General features: G+C 59.2%; 16 protein-coding genes. 15 read left to right on the top strand and 1 reads right to left on the bottom strand.

Features of this window, described 5'->3' with window-relative positions:
• Positions 1-2: 2 nt before the first annotated feature.
• The 14 genes from rpmF to DU506_RS16805 all read left to right on the top strand — a co-directional run bounded on the left by rpmF (position 3) and on the right by DU506_RS16805 (position 12550).
• The gene (rpmF, locus tag DU506_RS16870) at positions 3-173 is read left to right on the top strand and encodes a 50S ribosomal protein L32 (protein ID WP_114488056.1); all 171 of its coding nucleotides are present in this window, start codon (positions 3-5) and stop codon (positions 171-173) included.
• A gap of 37 nt (positions 174-210) precedes the next feature.
• Positions 211-1245, top strand: a complete 1035-nt coding sequence (plsX, locus tag DU506_RS16865) for a phosphate acyltransferase PlsX (protein ID WP_114488055.1) — start codon at positions 211-213, stop codon at positions 1243-1245.
• Positions 1246-1373: 128 nt separating this feature from the next.
• Positions 1374-2333 (top strand): ACP S-malonyltransferase, encoded by a 960-nt coding sequence (gene fabD, locus DU506_RS16860; RefSeq protein WP_114488054.1) that lies wholly within the window; start codon positions 1374-1376, stop codon positions 2331-2333.
• A gap of 55 nt (positions 2334-2388) precedes the next feature.
• The gene (fabG, locus tag DU506_RS16855; protein WP_114488053.1) at positions 2389-3132 is read left to right on the top strand and encodes a 3-oxoacyl-ACP reductase FabG; all 744 of its coding nucleotides are present in this window, start codon (positions 2389-2391) and stop codon (positions 3130-3132) included.
• Positions 3133-3255: 123 nt separating this feature from the next.
• Positions 3256-3489, top strand: coding sequence for an acyl carrier protein (gene acpP / locus DU506_RS16850; RefSeq protein ID WP_083005609.1), 234 nt, complete (start codon positions 3256-3258; stop codon positions 3487-3489).
• Positions 3490-3671: 182 nt separating this feature from the next.
• Positions 3672-4910, top strand: a complete 1239-nt coding sequence (fabF, locus tag DU506_RS16845) for a beta-ketoacyl-ACP synthase II (protein ID WP_114488067.1) — start codon at positions 3672-3674, stop codon at positions 4908-4910.
• Between the two features lie 8 nt (positions 4911-4918).
• Positions 4919-5722 carry an aminodeoxychorismate lyase gene (gene pabC, locus DU506_RS16840; RefSeq protein WP_114488052.1) on the top strand — a complete coding sequence of 268 codons (804 nt, stop codon included), beginning with the start codon at positions 4919-4921 and terminating at the stop codon, positions 5720-5722.
• Positions 5723-5786: 64 nt separating this feature from the next.
• Positions 5787-6794 (top strand): endolytic transglycosylase MltG, encoded by a 1008-nt coding sequence (gene mltG / locus DU506_RS16835; RefSeq protein WP_114488051.1) that lies wholly within the window; start codon positions 5787-5789, stop codon positions 6792-6794.
• Positions 6795-6816: 22 nt separating this feature from the next.
• Entirely contained in the window at positions 6817-7470 is a 654-nt protein-coding gene (gene tmk / locus DU506_RS16830; protein ID WP_114488050.1) for a dTMP kinase, read from the top strand.
• On the top strand, positions 7461-8447 hold the full coding sequence (locus tag DU506_RS16825) for a DNA polymerase III subunit delta' (RefSeq protein WP_114488049.1): 987 nt from the start codon (positions 7461-7463) through the stop codon (positions 8445-8447). Before tmk ends, DU506_RS16825 begins: the two co-directional genes overlap by 10 nt.
• A gap of 32 nt (positions 8448-8479) precedes the next feature.
• Positions 8480-8815 carry a PilZ domain-containing protein gene (locus DU506_RS16820; RefSeq protein ID WP_114488048.1) on the top strand — a complete coding sequence of 112 codons (336 nt, stop codon included), beginning with the start codon at positions 8480-8482 and terminating at the stop codon, positions 8813-8815.
• A 66-nt stretch (positions 8816-8881) separates the two neighbouring features.
• Positions 8882-9721: a TatD family hydrolase gene (locus tag DU506_RS16815; RefSeq protein ID WP_114488047.1), complete on the top strand. Its 840-nt coding sequence runs from the start codon at positions 8882-8884 to the stop codon at positions 9719-9721.
• Between the two features lie 76 nt (positions 9722-9797).
• The gene (locus tag DU506_RS16810) at positions 9798-10361 is read left to right on the top strand and encodes a DUF1285 domain-containing protein (RefSeq protein ID WP_114488046.1); all 564 of its coding nucleotides are present in this window, start codon (positions 9798-9800) and stop codon (positions 10359-10361) included.
• Positions 10358-12550: an ATP-dependent helicase gene (locus DU506_RS16805; protein WP_114488045.1), complete on the top strand. Its 2193-nt coding sequence runs from the start codon at positions 10358-10360 to the stop codon at positions 12548-12550. The genes DU506_RS16810 and DU506_RS16805 overlap by 4 nt, the downstream gene beginning before the upstream one ends.
• A gap of 58 nt (positions 12551-12608) precedes the next feature.
• Here DU506_RS16805 and DU506_RS16800 read toward each other — a convergent pair whose 3' ends face one another.
• A complete protein-coding gene (locus DU506_RS16800) occupies positions 12609-14276 on the bottom strand; it encodes an electron transfer flavoprotein-ubiquinone oxidoreductase (protein ID WP_114488044.1) in 1668 nt (555 codons plus the stop codon).
• 444 nt (positions 14277-14720) lie between these two features.
• Between DU506_RS16800 and DU506_RS16795 the strand changes: the two genes are divergently transcribed.
• Positions 14721-15060, top strand: a 340-nt coding sequence (locus DU506_RS16795; protein ID WP_422822341.1) for an electron transfer flavoprotein subunit beta/FixA family protein, incomplete at its 3' end; no start/stop codon positions are given.

The following is a 15060-nucleotide window of genomic DNA, read 5'->3' as shown; positions in this document are numbered from 1 at the left end:
TCATGGCAGTTCAAAAGAACCGTAAAACCCGTTCCAAGCGCGGCATGCGTCGTAGTCACGATGCGCTGAGCGCACCGACCCTGTCCCAGGACAAGGAAACCGGTACGACTCACCTGCGTCACCATGTTGCCTCGGACGGCTTCTACCGCGGTCGCAAGGTAGTTGAGGTCTAAGCCTCTCTTCTGAATGGCCGATTGCAGGGGTTGAATCGTGCGCATCGCCATTGATGTCATGGGGGGTGATGAAGCGCCTCATGCCATGATCGTCGGAGCTGCCCGAGCTGCCTTGGATGATCCAGCGCTGGAGCTTTTGCTGTTCGGCCCTTTTCAGCGGTTGCATGCTGAAATTTCACGCTTGCCGCGGCCCATGGCCGCGGCAACGTCACGTCTGGTGCTGTGTGATGCCCCCGATGTTATCGGTCAAGAGGCCACCGCCGCCTGGGCGTTACGCCATGGCAAGCAGACAAGCATGGCGCGAATGCTGCAAAGCCTGGCTGATGGCCAGGCCCAGGCTGGCGTCAGTGCGGGCAATACGGCAGCCTTGGTAGCTCTTTCACGACAGACGCTGGGTACGGTGGCTGGCATTTCTCGGCCGGCCATCAGCACAGCGATTCCCGCACGTGGCGATAGGCGCTGTTATCTGCTCGACCTGGGGGCGAACGTCGATTCACCGGCAGCTCGCCTGGTCGACTTTGCCTTGATGGGGGCAGTCATGGCACGCCATGTGGATGCTGTCGCCATGCCGCGGGTCGCCTTGCTCAACGTAGGGGCGGAAGCCACCAAAGGCAGCGCTAATGTGCGCCAGGCGGATACGCTGCTACGGGCTTATCCAGCCGAGGGGGCTTTTGCCTATCAAGGCTACGCTGAGGGAGGCGACTTATTCGGCGGCAAGCTGGACGTGGTGGTGTGCGACGGTTTTGTGGGCAATGCCGTGCTCAAGGCCAGTGAAGGTTTGGCCGGTATGTTGGTGGAGCGTGTTCAGTCGGCTTTTGATGCCCATTGGAGTGGTCGTCTGGCGAGCCTGCTGGCGCGTCCAGTGCTGAAACGTCTCAAGCGAGAACTGGACCCGGTGCGCTACAACGGTGCCAGTTTACTGGGGCTTGATGGCATCGTCGTGAAAAGCCATGGTGGTACGGGCGCCGATGGATTCCACTATGCGATCAAGCGCGCTGTGCGGGAAGTTGAACATAACTTGCCTGGTCAGTTGGCGACACAATTAACGGCGCATTCGGCTACCTTGAACTGATCGGTGCTCGATGATGCGCTTGCGTGTTTTCGATTTTTTAAATGGAGCTGGCTCTGCGGTACAGGAATACTGTGGTCAGCTCTTATCGCTCACAAGAGCAAATGCTAACAAGAGCAAAGGTGATCGACATGTCTCAACCCCTTGCCCTCATCTTTCCCGGGCAGGGCTCTCAGCAGCTGGGAATGCTGCGGGAGCTGGCCGAGCGCTATAGCGTAGTAGGCACGACCTTCGAAGAAGCATCGGAGGCACTAGGCTACGATTTGTGGAAGCTCGTGCAGGAAGGCCCGGAAGAGAGACTCAATGCCACGGCTTGCACCCAGCCGGCGCTATTGACCTCCAGTGTCGCGATCTGGCGGGTCTGGCAGGAGCTCGAAGGCCCGCGCCCGGGTGTCATGGCCGGGCACAGCCTGGGGGAATACAGCGCCATGGTCTGCGCCGGCGTGCTGAGCTTTGCCGAAGGCGTTCAGCTGGTCAAGCTGCGCGGTGAGGCCATGCAGCAAGCCGTACCGGCGGGAGAGGGGGGCATGGCCGCTATCCTGGGGCTTGAAGGCGCTGTGGTTGAAGAGGCTTGCCTCAAAGCCGCTCAGGGCGAAGTGGTGGCTGCCGTCAATTACAATGCACCCGGCCAGGTAGTGATCGCCGGCAGCAAGGCGGCCGTGGAGCGGGCGATTGTCGCTTGCCAGGAAGCCGGTGCCAAGCGTGCGCTACCCTTGCCGGTCTCCGTGCCTTCGCATTGCGAATTGATGCGCCCGGCAGCGGAGCAATTGGCACAAGCGATGGCGAATATCAAGATGCGTCCGCCACGCTATACCGTGATTCAGAATGTCGATGCCCAGGCGCATGCCGATGTCGAGACACTGCGTACGCGCCTGGTCGAGCAGTTGTATCAGCCGGTACGCTGGACCTCCTGCGTGGAGGCGATGGCCGAGCAAGGGGCTCGCGTGTTTATCGAATGTGGCCCCGGCAAGGTGCTTACCGGCCTCAATAAACGCATCGTGCGTGGCAGCAAAGGATTGGCGGTCAACGATCCGGACAGCCTGGAAGCCGCACTGGGACTGGCCCGTGAAACGTTGGCCGGGGACGCCTGATCGGCATGGCTGTTACGCTATGCTTGTTTGTTCACCCCGTTGAAGGCAGTAAATTATGACACAGGAATATAGGGTCGCTCTGGTGACCGGGGCCAGCCGTGGCATCGGTCGCGCCATTGCTCATGAACTCGGACGCCAGGGGCGTATCGTTATCGGTACGGCAACCAGTGAGTCCGGCGCTGAAAAAATCGAGGCGGATCTCAAGGAGCAAGGCATCCAGGGCGGTGGGCGTTGCCTGAACGTGACCGACCAGGCGAGTATCGACTCCCTGCTCAAGGAGATCGGCGAAAGCTTCGGCGCGCCTACCATCCTGGTCAATAATGCCGGCATTACCCGCGACAATCTGCTCATGCGCATGAAGGAAGACGAGTGGGATTCGGTGATGGATACCAATCTAAAATCGGTCTATCGCGTGAGTAAGGCTTGCCTAAGGGGGATGACCAAGGCACGCTTCGGGCGTATCGTGTCGATCAGTTCGGTGGTGGCGACCATGGGAAATTCAGGTCAAACCAACTATGCTGCCGCCAAAGCAGGCATGGAAGGCTTTAGCCGAGCATTGGCTCGGGAGGTCGCCTCACGTGCCATTACGGTCAATGCGGTGGCCCCGGGCTTCATCGCCACTGACATGACCCAGGCGCTGCCGCAAGCGCAGCACGATATGCTGATCAATCAGATTCCGCTGTCGCGCCTGGGAGCACCGGAAGAAATCGCTGCCGCCGTGGGTTTTTTGACCAGCGAAAGCGCTGGCTACATCACCGGCGAGACATTGCATGTCAATGGCGGCATGAATATGCGTTGATGGCCTGATGGCCGACGGTTGCGTCGACCTGAGGGCGTCTATAAACTACCCCGCAGCTTTTGTGTTGCGGTTTCCAAACGGCTCGTTATCAAAACGGCTTGTGTGAACGACTGGAGTACGTCAATGAGTACCATCGAAGAGCGCGTGAAGAAGGTTGTGGCTGAGCGCCTGAACGTCAAGGAAGAGGACATCCAGAACAGTTCTTCCTTTACCGAAGACCTGGGTGCGGATTCTCTTGATACCGTTGAGCTGGTCATGGCTCTGGAAGAAGAGTTCGATACCGAAATTCCAGATGAAGAAGCGGAAAAAATCACCACGGTTCAAGAAGCAATCGATTACGTGAACACCCACCAGTAAGGGCTGTGACGACTGCGTCTAACCATTGTGGGCCATTCAGGTCTGCATCCAGAGGGCCGTCCTGCATGCAGGGCGGCCCTCTGCTTTTACGCTCACAATGAACCCGATGACGATTGTTCGTTATAATGAGCGGCAAATGACCCTGCCGGGTCGTGTCACCAAGGATGCCTGGAGGAAAAATGATGGGGCGAAAAAGGGTAGTGGTAACCGGGCTAGGCCTGGTAACCCCAGTGGGCAATACCGTCGACGAATCATGGTCGAACATCGTGGCGGGAAAGAGTGGTATCGCAACGATCGAGGATTTTGATACCAGCGGTTTCAGCACGCGTTTCGGTGGGTCGGTCAAGGACTTCGATATCAGTCCTTATCTCAATCCCAAGGACGCCCGCAAGATGGACATGTTCATCCAATACGGTATGGCTGCGGGCGCCCAGGCGATCAACGACTCCGGCATTGAGTGCACCGATGGCAATGCCGACCGTATCGGCGTTGCCATCGGCTCCGGCATCGGCGGCCTATCCATGATCGAGCATAATTACAATGCCATGCTAAAGGGCGGCCCACGGCGTATTTCACCGTTTTTCGTGCCCGGTTCGATCATCAACATGATTTCCGGCAACCTGGCTATTCAGCATGGTTTTCGCGGACCTAACATCGCCATTACCACAGCCTGCACCACCGGCACCCACAACATTGGCTATAGCGCACGTACCATCGCCTATGGCGATGCCGATGTGATGGTGTGTGGCGGCGCTGAAATGGCTACCACCCCGCTGGGCCTGGGTGGGTTTGCGGCAGCGCGGGCGCTCTCCACACGTAACGATGACCCCGAAGCCGCTAGCCGCCCATGGGACCGGGATCGCGATGGTTTCGTGCTTTCCGATGGGGCTGGGGTTCTGGTGCTGGAAGAGTATGAACACGCCAAGGCGCGTGGCGCCAACATCTATGCCGAGCTGGTGGGTTTCGGTATGAGCGATGATGCCTACCACATGACGGCCCCTCCGGAAGATGGCAGCGGCGCGGCATTATCGATGAAAAACGCCATCAAGGATGCGCAGCTCGACCCCACCCAGGTGGATTATATCAATGCTCACGGCACCTCCACGGCCGCTGGGGATCTGGCGGAAAGTCGCGCCATCGAAAGGCTGATGGGCGATGCCGCTCAGCAGGTAGCGGTCAGTTCGACCAAATCCATGATCGGTCATCTGCTTGGTGCCGCCGGCGCGGTGGAAGCGATTTTCAGTGTGCTGGCCATTCGCGACCAGGTAGCGCCGCCGACCATCAATCTGGACAATCCGCAGGAAGGTTGCCGGTTGGACTACGTGCCGCATACGGCGCGTGACATGCCGATCAACGTGGCGCTGTCGAACTCCTTCGGGTTTGGTGGCACTAACGGGTCGCTGCTGTTCAAGCGGGTCTAAGACCCGGGATGGAAGTGCCTCAGGTTCCCTTCGACGACCGCGGTCTGGCTTATGGCGACGGCCTGTTTGAAACCGTGTTGCTGCGTGACGGCAGGCCGTTGCTGTGGGATTACCATCTCGCCAGGTTGAAGCGAGGCTGTCGCCTTCTCGATATTCCATATCCGGCTCAAGTTGCCCTGGACGCTGCCATGGGTGGTGGCGGTGAAGGGCTTGAAGTGCTCAAGTTGATAGTTACCCGTGGCAGTGGCGGGCGAGGCTATGCCTGTCCCGAAAAGGTTGTTCCGCGCTTGCTCAGCAGCCGGGCGCCATTTCACCCCCAGGTGCGGCATTGGCGCAACGGCGTCCGGGTTCGTCTATGCGAGTTACGTCTGGGGCATCAACCCAGGCTGGCGGGTATCAAGCATCTCAATCGGCTGGAAAACGTATTGGCCAGAAACGAATGGCAGGCCCCTGATATTGTCGAAGGCCTGGTCGCGGACCACAGCGACCGGGTGATAGAAGCGACCAGCATGAATTTTTTCTGGTGCCATAAAGGGCAATGTTTTACCCCGTATCTGGACCAGTGCGGCGTGGCCGGCACCTTGCGTGAGGCCTTGCTCAATGCCGGTGAGGTAACCCAAGCGCACCTGGATATCGAAGAACTTAGTGACGTCGAGGCGTTATGGGTCGGCAATTCGGTTCAGGGCATGTGGCCGGTGGCTGAACTATTGGATAGCGACGGTGCCCCTTGGCAACGTTGGTCGCTGGGGATGGCGTCACGCCGGCTTCAAGCCATGGCAAACCGCCTGCTCGGCTACCCCGAGTTCTGTTGAAAGAATTCAATTGAAAAAAGTCTGGTGCCGCGCATAGGCAAGGCGTCTGAGATAACGAGGTGCAATGGTGAAACGGTTATTGACCGTATTGGTCGTCGTGGTAGGGGTGGCCGGTATAGCGGCGTTCGGTGGCTACCGCTACTGGCAAGACCGCCTGGAGAAACCGTTGGCGCTGGATGCTCCTTATCTGTATGAGGTGCCGCCGGGTGCCGGTTTCCATCAGGTGGTGAGTGAACTTGCCGAGCGGGAGATAATCGAGGACGTCTGGGCGTATCGCCTGTTGTCGCGGTTGGAGCCTGAGGCCGTGCCACGTTTGCGGGTCGGCGAGTATCAACTGGAACCCAGCATGAACGGGCGCGAGCTGATGGCGTTGCTGGGTAGCGATCAAGTGGTCACTTATACGCTGACCGTCCCCGAAGGCTGGACCTTTCGCCAGATGCGCAGTCTCTTGAATGCTGCGCCGAAGCTGGATAAGCGTACCGCCGAGATGAGCGATGCGGAAGTCATGGCATTGCTGGGGCGCGAAGGACAGCATCCGGAAGGCTGGTTTTTCCCCGATACCTACCGCTATCACAAGGGTGTGAGTGATGTGGAACTACTGCGTCAGTCGCTCCAGCGCATGGAAACTGTCCTTGAACAGGTGTGGGCGGAGCGTCAAGATGACTTGACCATCGACTCTCCCTACGAGGCGCTGATCATGGCCTCCTTGATCGAACGTGAAACCGGAGCGGCGCAAGAACGGCGCGAAATTGCCGGGGTGTTCAAGCGGCGAATGGAAAAAGGCATGCGGCTGCAAACGGATCCCACCGTGATTTACGGTATGGGCGAGCGCTATGAGGGTAGTATCACCCGAGCGGACCTGCGCCAGGCCACGTCCTACAATACCTATGTGATTGATGGCATGCCGCCGACACCCATTGCCATGCCGGGGCGTGCTGCACTTGAAGCTGCGGTCGACCCTTTGCCCGGTGAAACGCTTTATTTTGTTGCGCGTGGCGATGGCACGCACCACTTCTCGCGTACCCTGCGTGAGCATAATAATGCGGTGAATCGTTATATTCGTAATCGCTAACTTTTGAGCATCCGGGATCTTTATGCATAAACGTGGGCGCTTTATCACTCTGGAAGGCGGCGAAGGCGTCGGCAAGTCGACCAATCTCGGCTGGGTCGTGGCATGGCTGGAATCGCAGGAAATCGAGGTGGTGCAGACCCGCGAGCCGGGAGGAACGCCGCGCGCCGAAGCCATTCGGCAGTTATTGCTGGATCCCTCTCCGGTCGAACCGCTGGATGCCGATGCCGAACTGTTGCTGATGTTCGCCGCCCGAGCTCAACACCTCGCCCAGAAGATTCGCCCGGCCTTGGCACGTGGGGCCTGGGTGGTTTGCGATCGTTTCACAGATGCCACCTTTGCCTACCAGGGGGGCGGGCGCGGCATTGCCGGGTCCCGTATCGCCATCCTGGAAACCTTCGTGCAGCAAGGGCTGACTCCTGACTTGACCCTGCTGTTCGACATGACCCCAGAGGCCGCCCGTCGGCGTCTGGAGGCACGGCTGCAGACAAGGGGCGAGCAGAAAGATCGCTTTGAACGTGAGCAGACGGCATTTTTCGATGCGGTACGCCATGGCTATCTCAAGCGCGCCCTGGCAGAACCCGAGCGGTTTGCCGTGATCGATGCCGAGCCCGCCTTGAACGAGGTGCAGGCCCAGTTGGCGAGCGTTCTGCAAGAGCGGGTGCCCGCATGGCGTTAGTCTCGGCCTTACCCTGGCATCGGTCGCTATGGGCGCAGCTAAACGCCCTGGCGGATAGCCAGCGCCTGCCGCATGCGCTCCTTTTTAGTGGTCCGCATGGGGTCGGCAAGCAGCAGCTCGCCGATGCCCTGGTGGCGGGAGCGCTCTGCACCCGGCCGGGCATTCAGGCATGTGGCCAATGCCATAGCTGCCATATGCTGGCCTCGGGCTATCATCCCGATCTGATGCGTGTGTCGCCGGAAGAGGGCAAGCGTCAGATACGTATCGACCCGGTACGTGAAATCAATCGTTTTGTCTCGCAGACGGCGCAGCAAAGCGGCTATCGCGTCATCGTGATTACCCCGGCGGAAGCCATGAACATTGCCGCGGCCAATGCGCTGTTGAAGAGCCTGGAAGAGCCGGGCACCAATACCTTGTTCATCTTGTTGGCGGACAGCCCCTCACGGGTCTTGCCGACCATTCGCTCGCGCTGCCAGCACTGGCCGTTGCCCAGGGTATCGCTTGCGGCGTCTCGCGCCTGGTTGAGCGAGCGCTTGGGTAGTGATGAAGAAGCGAGCTTCTGGTGGCAGGTCGCCGGGGGTTTGCCATTGTTAGCGGTAGAACTGGCGGCACCCGAGGCGCGTGCCTTGCGTCATCAGACCCACGACTGCTTCGAGCAACTGGTGCGTGGTGCCGAGCCGGTTTCAGAGGCCGCCCGGCTTGACCGCCAAGCGATAGATGCCATCCTGTGGTACGGTATCGCCTGGTTGGAGGACCTGATTCGCCTGGGGCTTTCTGGCGCCGCCGACAGCCTGCATAACCCGGATCTGCTACCCCTTTACCGTCAGGCGGTGAAAAACGCCCGTGTCCAGGACTGGTTTCGTTTGCTCGATTACGCCCGTGAGCAACGCCGCCTGCTGAGTGCGGGCGCCAACCCTAACCCTCAGCTGGTATTGGAGGCATGGCTGGTGCGCTGGTCCGCGTTATTGCGTTCTTGACGTATCCCGGTATTCGCCTCAAGGAGACCATGATGGCGACTCAGAAAGCGCTTTCACTGACCATCAAGGATGTGCCGACGCTGCTTTCGGCTTATATGCCCTTTCTTGACCGAGGAGGAATGTTCATTCCCACTCGCGAACGTTATCGCCTGGGGCAGGAAGTGTTCCTGCTGCTCATGCTGCCGGGAGAAAGCGAGCGCTTGCCGGTCTCCGGTCATGTCACCTGGGTGTCGCCCGAAGGGGTCTCCGGTCGTCGGGTTCCCGGCATCGGGGTGCATTTCAGCCAGCAGGATTATACGGTCCGCGACCGCATGGAAACCTTGCTGGCCGGCCAGCTCGACAAGGGCGCGCCGACCTATACCCTCTAATTAGCCGATTTTTCCGTGTGGCCATTTACGGCTGCATTTCCGCTGTTTTCTGCTGTCGAGATTAGCATGTTCGTCGATTCTCATTGTCACCTGGACCGTCTCTCGGAAAACACCCATGGGGGGAGCCTGGCGGCTGCTCTGGACGCCGCCCGCGCTCGTCGGGTTACCCAGTTTCTGGCGATCTCCGTGACGCTGGAAGAGCTGCCCGGGCTTGCCGAGATCGCTCGCGCTCATGCGGATGTGGTGATCTCCGCGGGCGTGCATCCGCTGCACACTGTGGCCGAAGAACCTGGTGTCGAGGCGATCAAGGCGGCTGCCGAGCAATTCGACGCCGTGGCGATCGGCGAGACCGGGCTGGATTACCATTATCTGGGCAACGATAACGTGCCCGGCCGTGAGTGCCAGCATGAGCGCTTTCGAAACCACTTGATCGCCGCCCGTGAACTTGAACTTCCGGTCATCGTGCATACGCGAGATGCCAAGGCGGATACCCTGGCTCTGTTGCGAGAACATACCGACCCACGTATCGGCGGTGTACTGCATTGCTTTACCGAAGATATTGAGATGGCGCGCGAAGCGGTACGCCTGGGCTTTTATATTTCGCTTTCGGGCATTGTCACCTTTGCCAATGCCGAGGCACTGCGTGACTTGGCGCGCCAGCTACCGCTGGATCGTTTATTGATCGAAACCGACAGCCCTTACCTTGCGCCTGTTCCTCATCGGGGCAAGTCCAACGAGCCGGCCTGGGTGGTGGAAGTCGCTGAATGTATCGCCCAGGTACGCGATATCAGTGTGGATGAAGTCGCCATGCAGACTACCGCCAATTTCTACCGCCTGTTTCAGCAAGCCGCTCCGCAGGCAAGTCCCGAGGTACGTGATGCGCTCACGCAAGCCGGGCTGCTATAGTCCTTGAAGAACGGTACTTGAAAAACAGGGTTTGAAGACACCTATTGTTGGCCGATGTGCCGCGGAGGAGAGGTCGATGAATTTCGATAGATTGTTGGGTCAGTTGGGCCCCGCTGACCGTATTCCTCCTCTGGAAGCCTGGCAGCCGGCGCTCTCGGGAGACATGGACCTATGCATTGCCGCCGATGGCCGCTGGTGGCATGAGGGTGAGCCCATCTCGAGACCCAAGCTGGTACGTCTTCTGGCCACCCTTTTGCGTCGTGACCCGGAAGGCTATTGCCTGGTAACCCCGGTGGAGCGCTGGCGTATCCAGGTGGAAGACCTGCCGCTGGTGATTGTCGAAGCGGACCTTGAAGGCGGTGACTGGTGGTTGACCACGCAACTGGGCGATCGTGTCCGACTGGACGGCGAGCATCCTCTACGAGTCACTCAAACGCCTCAGGGTGAATGGGTGCCGGAAGTGCCGATACGTTACGGACTTTCCGCACGGCTCAATCGCAACGTCTACTATCAACTGGTGGAAGCTGCCACGTTGCGTGCGCACGATAAAGGGAGCAGCGAACTGGGTGTGGAAAGCGCCGGCCGCTGGCATCCGGTAGGCCGGATGGATGACGACACATCTTCCAGCGAGGCGCTGTGAAATTAACCGCTGAACAACGCGCGGTCATCGACCATGGCCACGGCCATGCGCGGGTGGCGGCAGTGGCGGGGGCGGGCAAGACCACGACGATGGCGGCGCGCGTGCTGCATCTGCTCGATCAGGGTGTGCCTGCCAAGCGCATGCTGGTGCTGATGTTCAATCGTGCCGCCCGGGAGGATTTTCAAAGCCGTTTGCAGCAGATGGCCCAATCTCGCCAGACGCTACCCGATGTGCGCACTTTTCATTCCCTGGGGCATCGCCTGACCCAGAGCCTATGCCGGTGGGGCGCCTTGACGCCTCGTCAGCTACTCTCGGCCGACTGGCAAGTGGAACGCCTGTTGCGCCAGGCCACGCTCAATGTACTGGCACATAGCCGTGAACGTCGCGATGCTGCGCTGGAAGGCGAGCGTCTGGAAGCCTTGGCGCATTATTGTGGGTTGATCAAGGCGGAAGTGGCCGAACCCGGCGAGCTTTATGCTCGCCTGGATTTCGATGCTGATACCGATTATTTTCCCGCCGCTTTCGAAGAAGCCGAACGTCTGCTGGCTCAGCAAAATGTCATGACCTACGCCGATCTGCTGTACCGGCCACTGCTGGCGCTCGAAGCCAGCGAGTCATCTCAGGCGCGGGTGCAAGGCTTTCTCGATCATGTGATCGTGGATGAGTACCAGGACATCAATGCCGCGCAACAGCGGTTGTTGGCGGTACTGGCAGGCAACCAGGCGGCAGTGATGGCGGTGGGGGATGCCAACCAATGTATCTATGAATGGCGCGGTGCTCGCCCGGATACCATGCTGGAGAATTTCACCGCCACCTTCGGCGATGCAACCGACTACCCGCTTTCTACGACCTTTCGCCATGGCCATGCGCTGGCACTGGCGGCCAACCATGCGATTGCCGCCAATCAGCGCCGTCCGGACCAGCTTTGTCTGGCGGCTCCCGGTAATCCTGTTACCCGGATTGAGGTAGGCCAAGGCAACCGAGCATTACTCGAAACCTTGAGCGAATGGCAACAGCAGGGGCGCGGGCTGAATGAAGCCTGCCTGCTGGTGCGCAGCTGGGCGCTTTCAGTGCCGGTACAGCTGGCGCTGCTGCAAGCGGGGCAGCCGTTCCGGCTATCTCACGATGACCGTTTCGTGTTTCGCTTGCCGCTAGTGCAGGCGCTTGCCGGCTACCTCAAATTATCGCGTTATCCGGCACTGCTGCAAGACTCCTCTCACCTTGCCTTGTTGTTCTCGCAGCCCACTCCTTTTGTCGCCCGTGACCGCCTCGTCAGCCTTGCCCGGCAACTGGCCCAGACGCAGCAGTGGCCGGAGCGCCATGACCCCGCACTGGCCGATCTCAAGCCTCTCCAGCGACGTAATCTCAAGCGCCGCTGGGAGCTGCTGTGTGAGTTGCCCAAACTGCGCGCCTGGCCGCCGGCCAAATTGCTGGCCTATGTGGTGAAAGCCATCGACGCCGAGAAGATACTCAAGCGTGCCGCGGCGCGTCGCGACAAGGGTGAGGAAGACGTACGGCTGCTGGATGTGCTGATCGAGCAGGCCCAAGACGTCAGCGATCCGGACGCCTTCATCGAACTGCTCGAACGGCCGGTCGAAAACCATGCCGAGGGGATACTGATTACCACGGTACACGGCGCCAAGGGATTGGAGTGGCCGCTGGTGGCGGTGGCGGGCGTCAACGAAGAGGATTTTCCGCATTACAGCCGGGACAACCCCTTGAACGAGGCGCGTCTGGAAGAAGAGCGCCGTTTGTTCTACGTAGCGATCACCCGGGCGCGCGAGCGCTTGTTACTGCTGCATGACGGTGGAGAGCATCGTCCCAGTCGGTTTATTGGGGAAAGCGCCTGGCAGGATAGCGTCTGCGTGGCTGAAGCCCTGAAAGCGCCGGAAAACAGTCGCCCCGTCCCGGTACGTTCGGTGGCATTGGTCGAGCGCTACCTGGATGCCGTAGGGGCTGAGCTAAAGGTAAAGGAAGCTGTGGCACCGGCGGTAGCTGAGCCGGGGGCAGGGTATGGGCCCACCACCTTTCGGGTAGGGCAACGCTTGCATCATGCGGTATTTGGCGAAGGCGCCGTGCTCAGTGTGGAGAACACGCCGGATAATCCTGTTCTGGAGGTGCAGTTCGTCAAGGCAGGTAAGCGTCGCTTGGTGGCCAATCGCGCGCCCATCGAACCAATAGCGCTGTAAAAAACGCAAGGGCATGCCACGGCATGCCCTTTTCATCGTTTTGCGTTTAAAGTTGCTGTTACATATTGGGATAATTCGGGCCACCACCACCTTCCGGCGCGATCCAGTTGATGTTCTGAGCCGGATCCTTGATGTCGCACGTCTTGCAATGCACGCAGTTCTGGAAATTGATCTGGAACTGGGGCTTGCCGCGTTCGTCCTCGACGATTTCATATACCCCGGCCGGGCAATAGCGCTGTGCCGGTTCGTCGTAAATGGGCAGGTTCTCGCGAATGGGTAGCTCGGGATCCTTGAGCTTCAAGTGACAAGGCTGATCTTCTTCATGGTTGGTATTGGACAGGAATACCGAGGAGAGCTTGTCGAACGAGAGCTTGCCATCCGGCTTGGGATAAGTGATTTTTTCGAATTCCGCCGCCGGCTTGAGGGCGCCATGGTCGGTGGTGGTGTCATGCAGGTTAGGCAGTTTGCCGCCCAGCAGTTGGTCGACGAAATTATAGGCGCCGCCGCCCACAGTGCCGTACTTGTGAAGCGCCGGGCCGAAGCTGGCGCTTTCCTCAAGCTCCTGGTGCGCCCAGCTTTTCTCCCACTGTGCGGTGAAGTCCGTCAATTCCTTGCCACCTTCGTCGCCGGCCTTGATGGCGTCGAATACGGTTTCAGCCGCAATCAGGCCGGATTTCATGGCCGTGTGAAGACCCTTGATCTTGGAAAAGTTCAGCGTGCCTGCATCGCAGCCGATCAATAGGCCTCCCGGGAATGTCATCTTGGGCAGGCAGTTCAGGCCACCTTTGGTGATGGCTCGCGCCCCGTAAGCCACGCGTTTGCCATCCTTGAGGTGCCGGCTAATCACTGGATGGTGTTTCATGCCCTGGAATTCATCGAACGGCGACAGCCAGGGGTTCTGGTAGGAGAGATCCATGATCAGGCCCACGACCACCTGCTGGTTTTCGGCATGATATAGAAACCAACCGCCGTGGGTGTGCTTGTCCAGCGGCCAGCCGGAGCCGTGCAGTACCAGACCTGGTTCGTGTATTTCGGCGGGCACGTCCCACAGCTCTTTCAAACCGATGCCGTAATGCTGAGGGTCCTTGCCTTCGTCGAGATGAAAAGTACTGATCAAATGCTTGCCTAGATGGCCGCGTGAGCCTTCGGCAAAAAGGGTGTACTTGGCGCGCAGCTCCATGCCCGGCATATAGCTGTCCTTGGGCGTGCCATCTGCGGCAACCCCCATGTCGCCGATAATGATGCCGCGCACGATGTCACTTTCATCGATAATGGCTTCCTGAGCCGCAAACCCGGGGAAAATTTCCACACCCAGTTCTTCGGCCTGCTCACCAAGCCAGCGGCACAGGTTGGCGGCACTTATTACATAGCGGGTCTGGTCGCCGCCGGTGTTGTGCATGCTTTTGGGAACCAGGGCGTTAGGTATCTTTTGGGCCTTCTGGGCATCCTTGAGAAGATAGACCTCATCGCGCGTGGCCGGGGTGGACAGTGGTGCACCACGGTCTTTCCAGTCGGGAAAAAGCTCGTTCAAGGCGCGGGGCTCGAATACAGCCCCGGAGAGAATATGGGCGCCCACTTCGGAGCCTTTCTCGACGACACAAACCGTCAATTCCTGCTCAGCGTTGTTAGCTTGTTGCATCAAGCGACAAGCGGCAGAAAGCCCTGCCGGTCCTGCCCCGACAATGACCACATCAAATTCCATTACATCGCGTTCAACGTTTTCCACCCTGGCTTCTCCTCATTCGGTACGCACCGCATGGAAGTGATGCGTCGACAAATTTAAAACGGTCGTTTGCTTCTGGTTGTGTCCCATAATAGGCATAATACCCCTGTAAGGTCACCCCTACGATGCCAAAAGCGCTGCGCTGCTGCCAATTTTACCTGATCGTGCCATCATCTCGACGCAGGTGGGTATGTTGGTGATTATGCTTACCCATGATCTAAGACCAAGGCCGTACTTGCCAGGTGTTGTTGAAAGCGCGGTGCTTATGGCAGATTAGAAGGGTTTTTTACTAAAGCACCTATCAAACGCTTGCATGAATTCATATAGTGGGCCACGAACATCAACGATGTCTGGCATTGTCGAATTTTTTCACCACGAGGCGCTCGGTAGTTGTTGCCGGGATACTCATCAGGTTAAAGGCTCTGAAACGAGCCAAGCGAGGAAAGCATGAAAGTACTCGTCGCGGTCAAACGCGTCATCGACTACAACGTCAAGATCCGGGTCAAGCCGGACCACAGCGATGTCGACCTCACCAACGTCAAGATGGCCATGAACCCCTTCTGCGAAATCGCCGTGGAAGAAGCCGTGCGCCTGAAGGAAAAAGGCGTGGCCACGGAAGTGGTGGCGGTGACGATCGGCCCCAAGGCAGCCCAGGAACAGCTGCGTACCGCCTTGGCGCTGGGCGCGGATCGCGCGATTCATGTGCAGACCGACGAACGCGTCGAGTCGCTCGCCGTGGCCAAGTTGCTGGCCAAGGTGGTCGAGGAGGAGCAGCCGTCCCTGGTGC

Origin of the sequence: Vreelandella rituensis, from assembly GCF_003336665.1 — a bacterium.
Taxonomy (GTDB): Bacteria; Pseudomonadota; Gammaproteobacteria; order Pseudomonadales; family Halomonadaceae; genus Vreelandella; species Vreelandella rituensis.
This window is presented reverse-complemented; position numbering and strand designations above follow the sequence as displayed.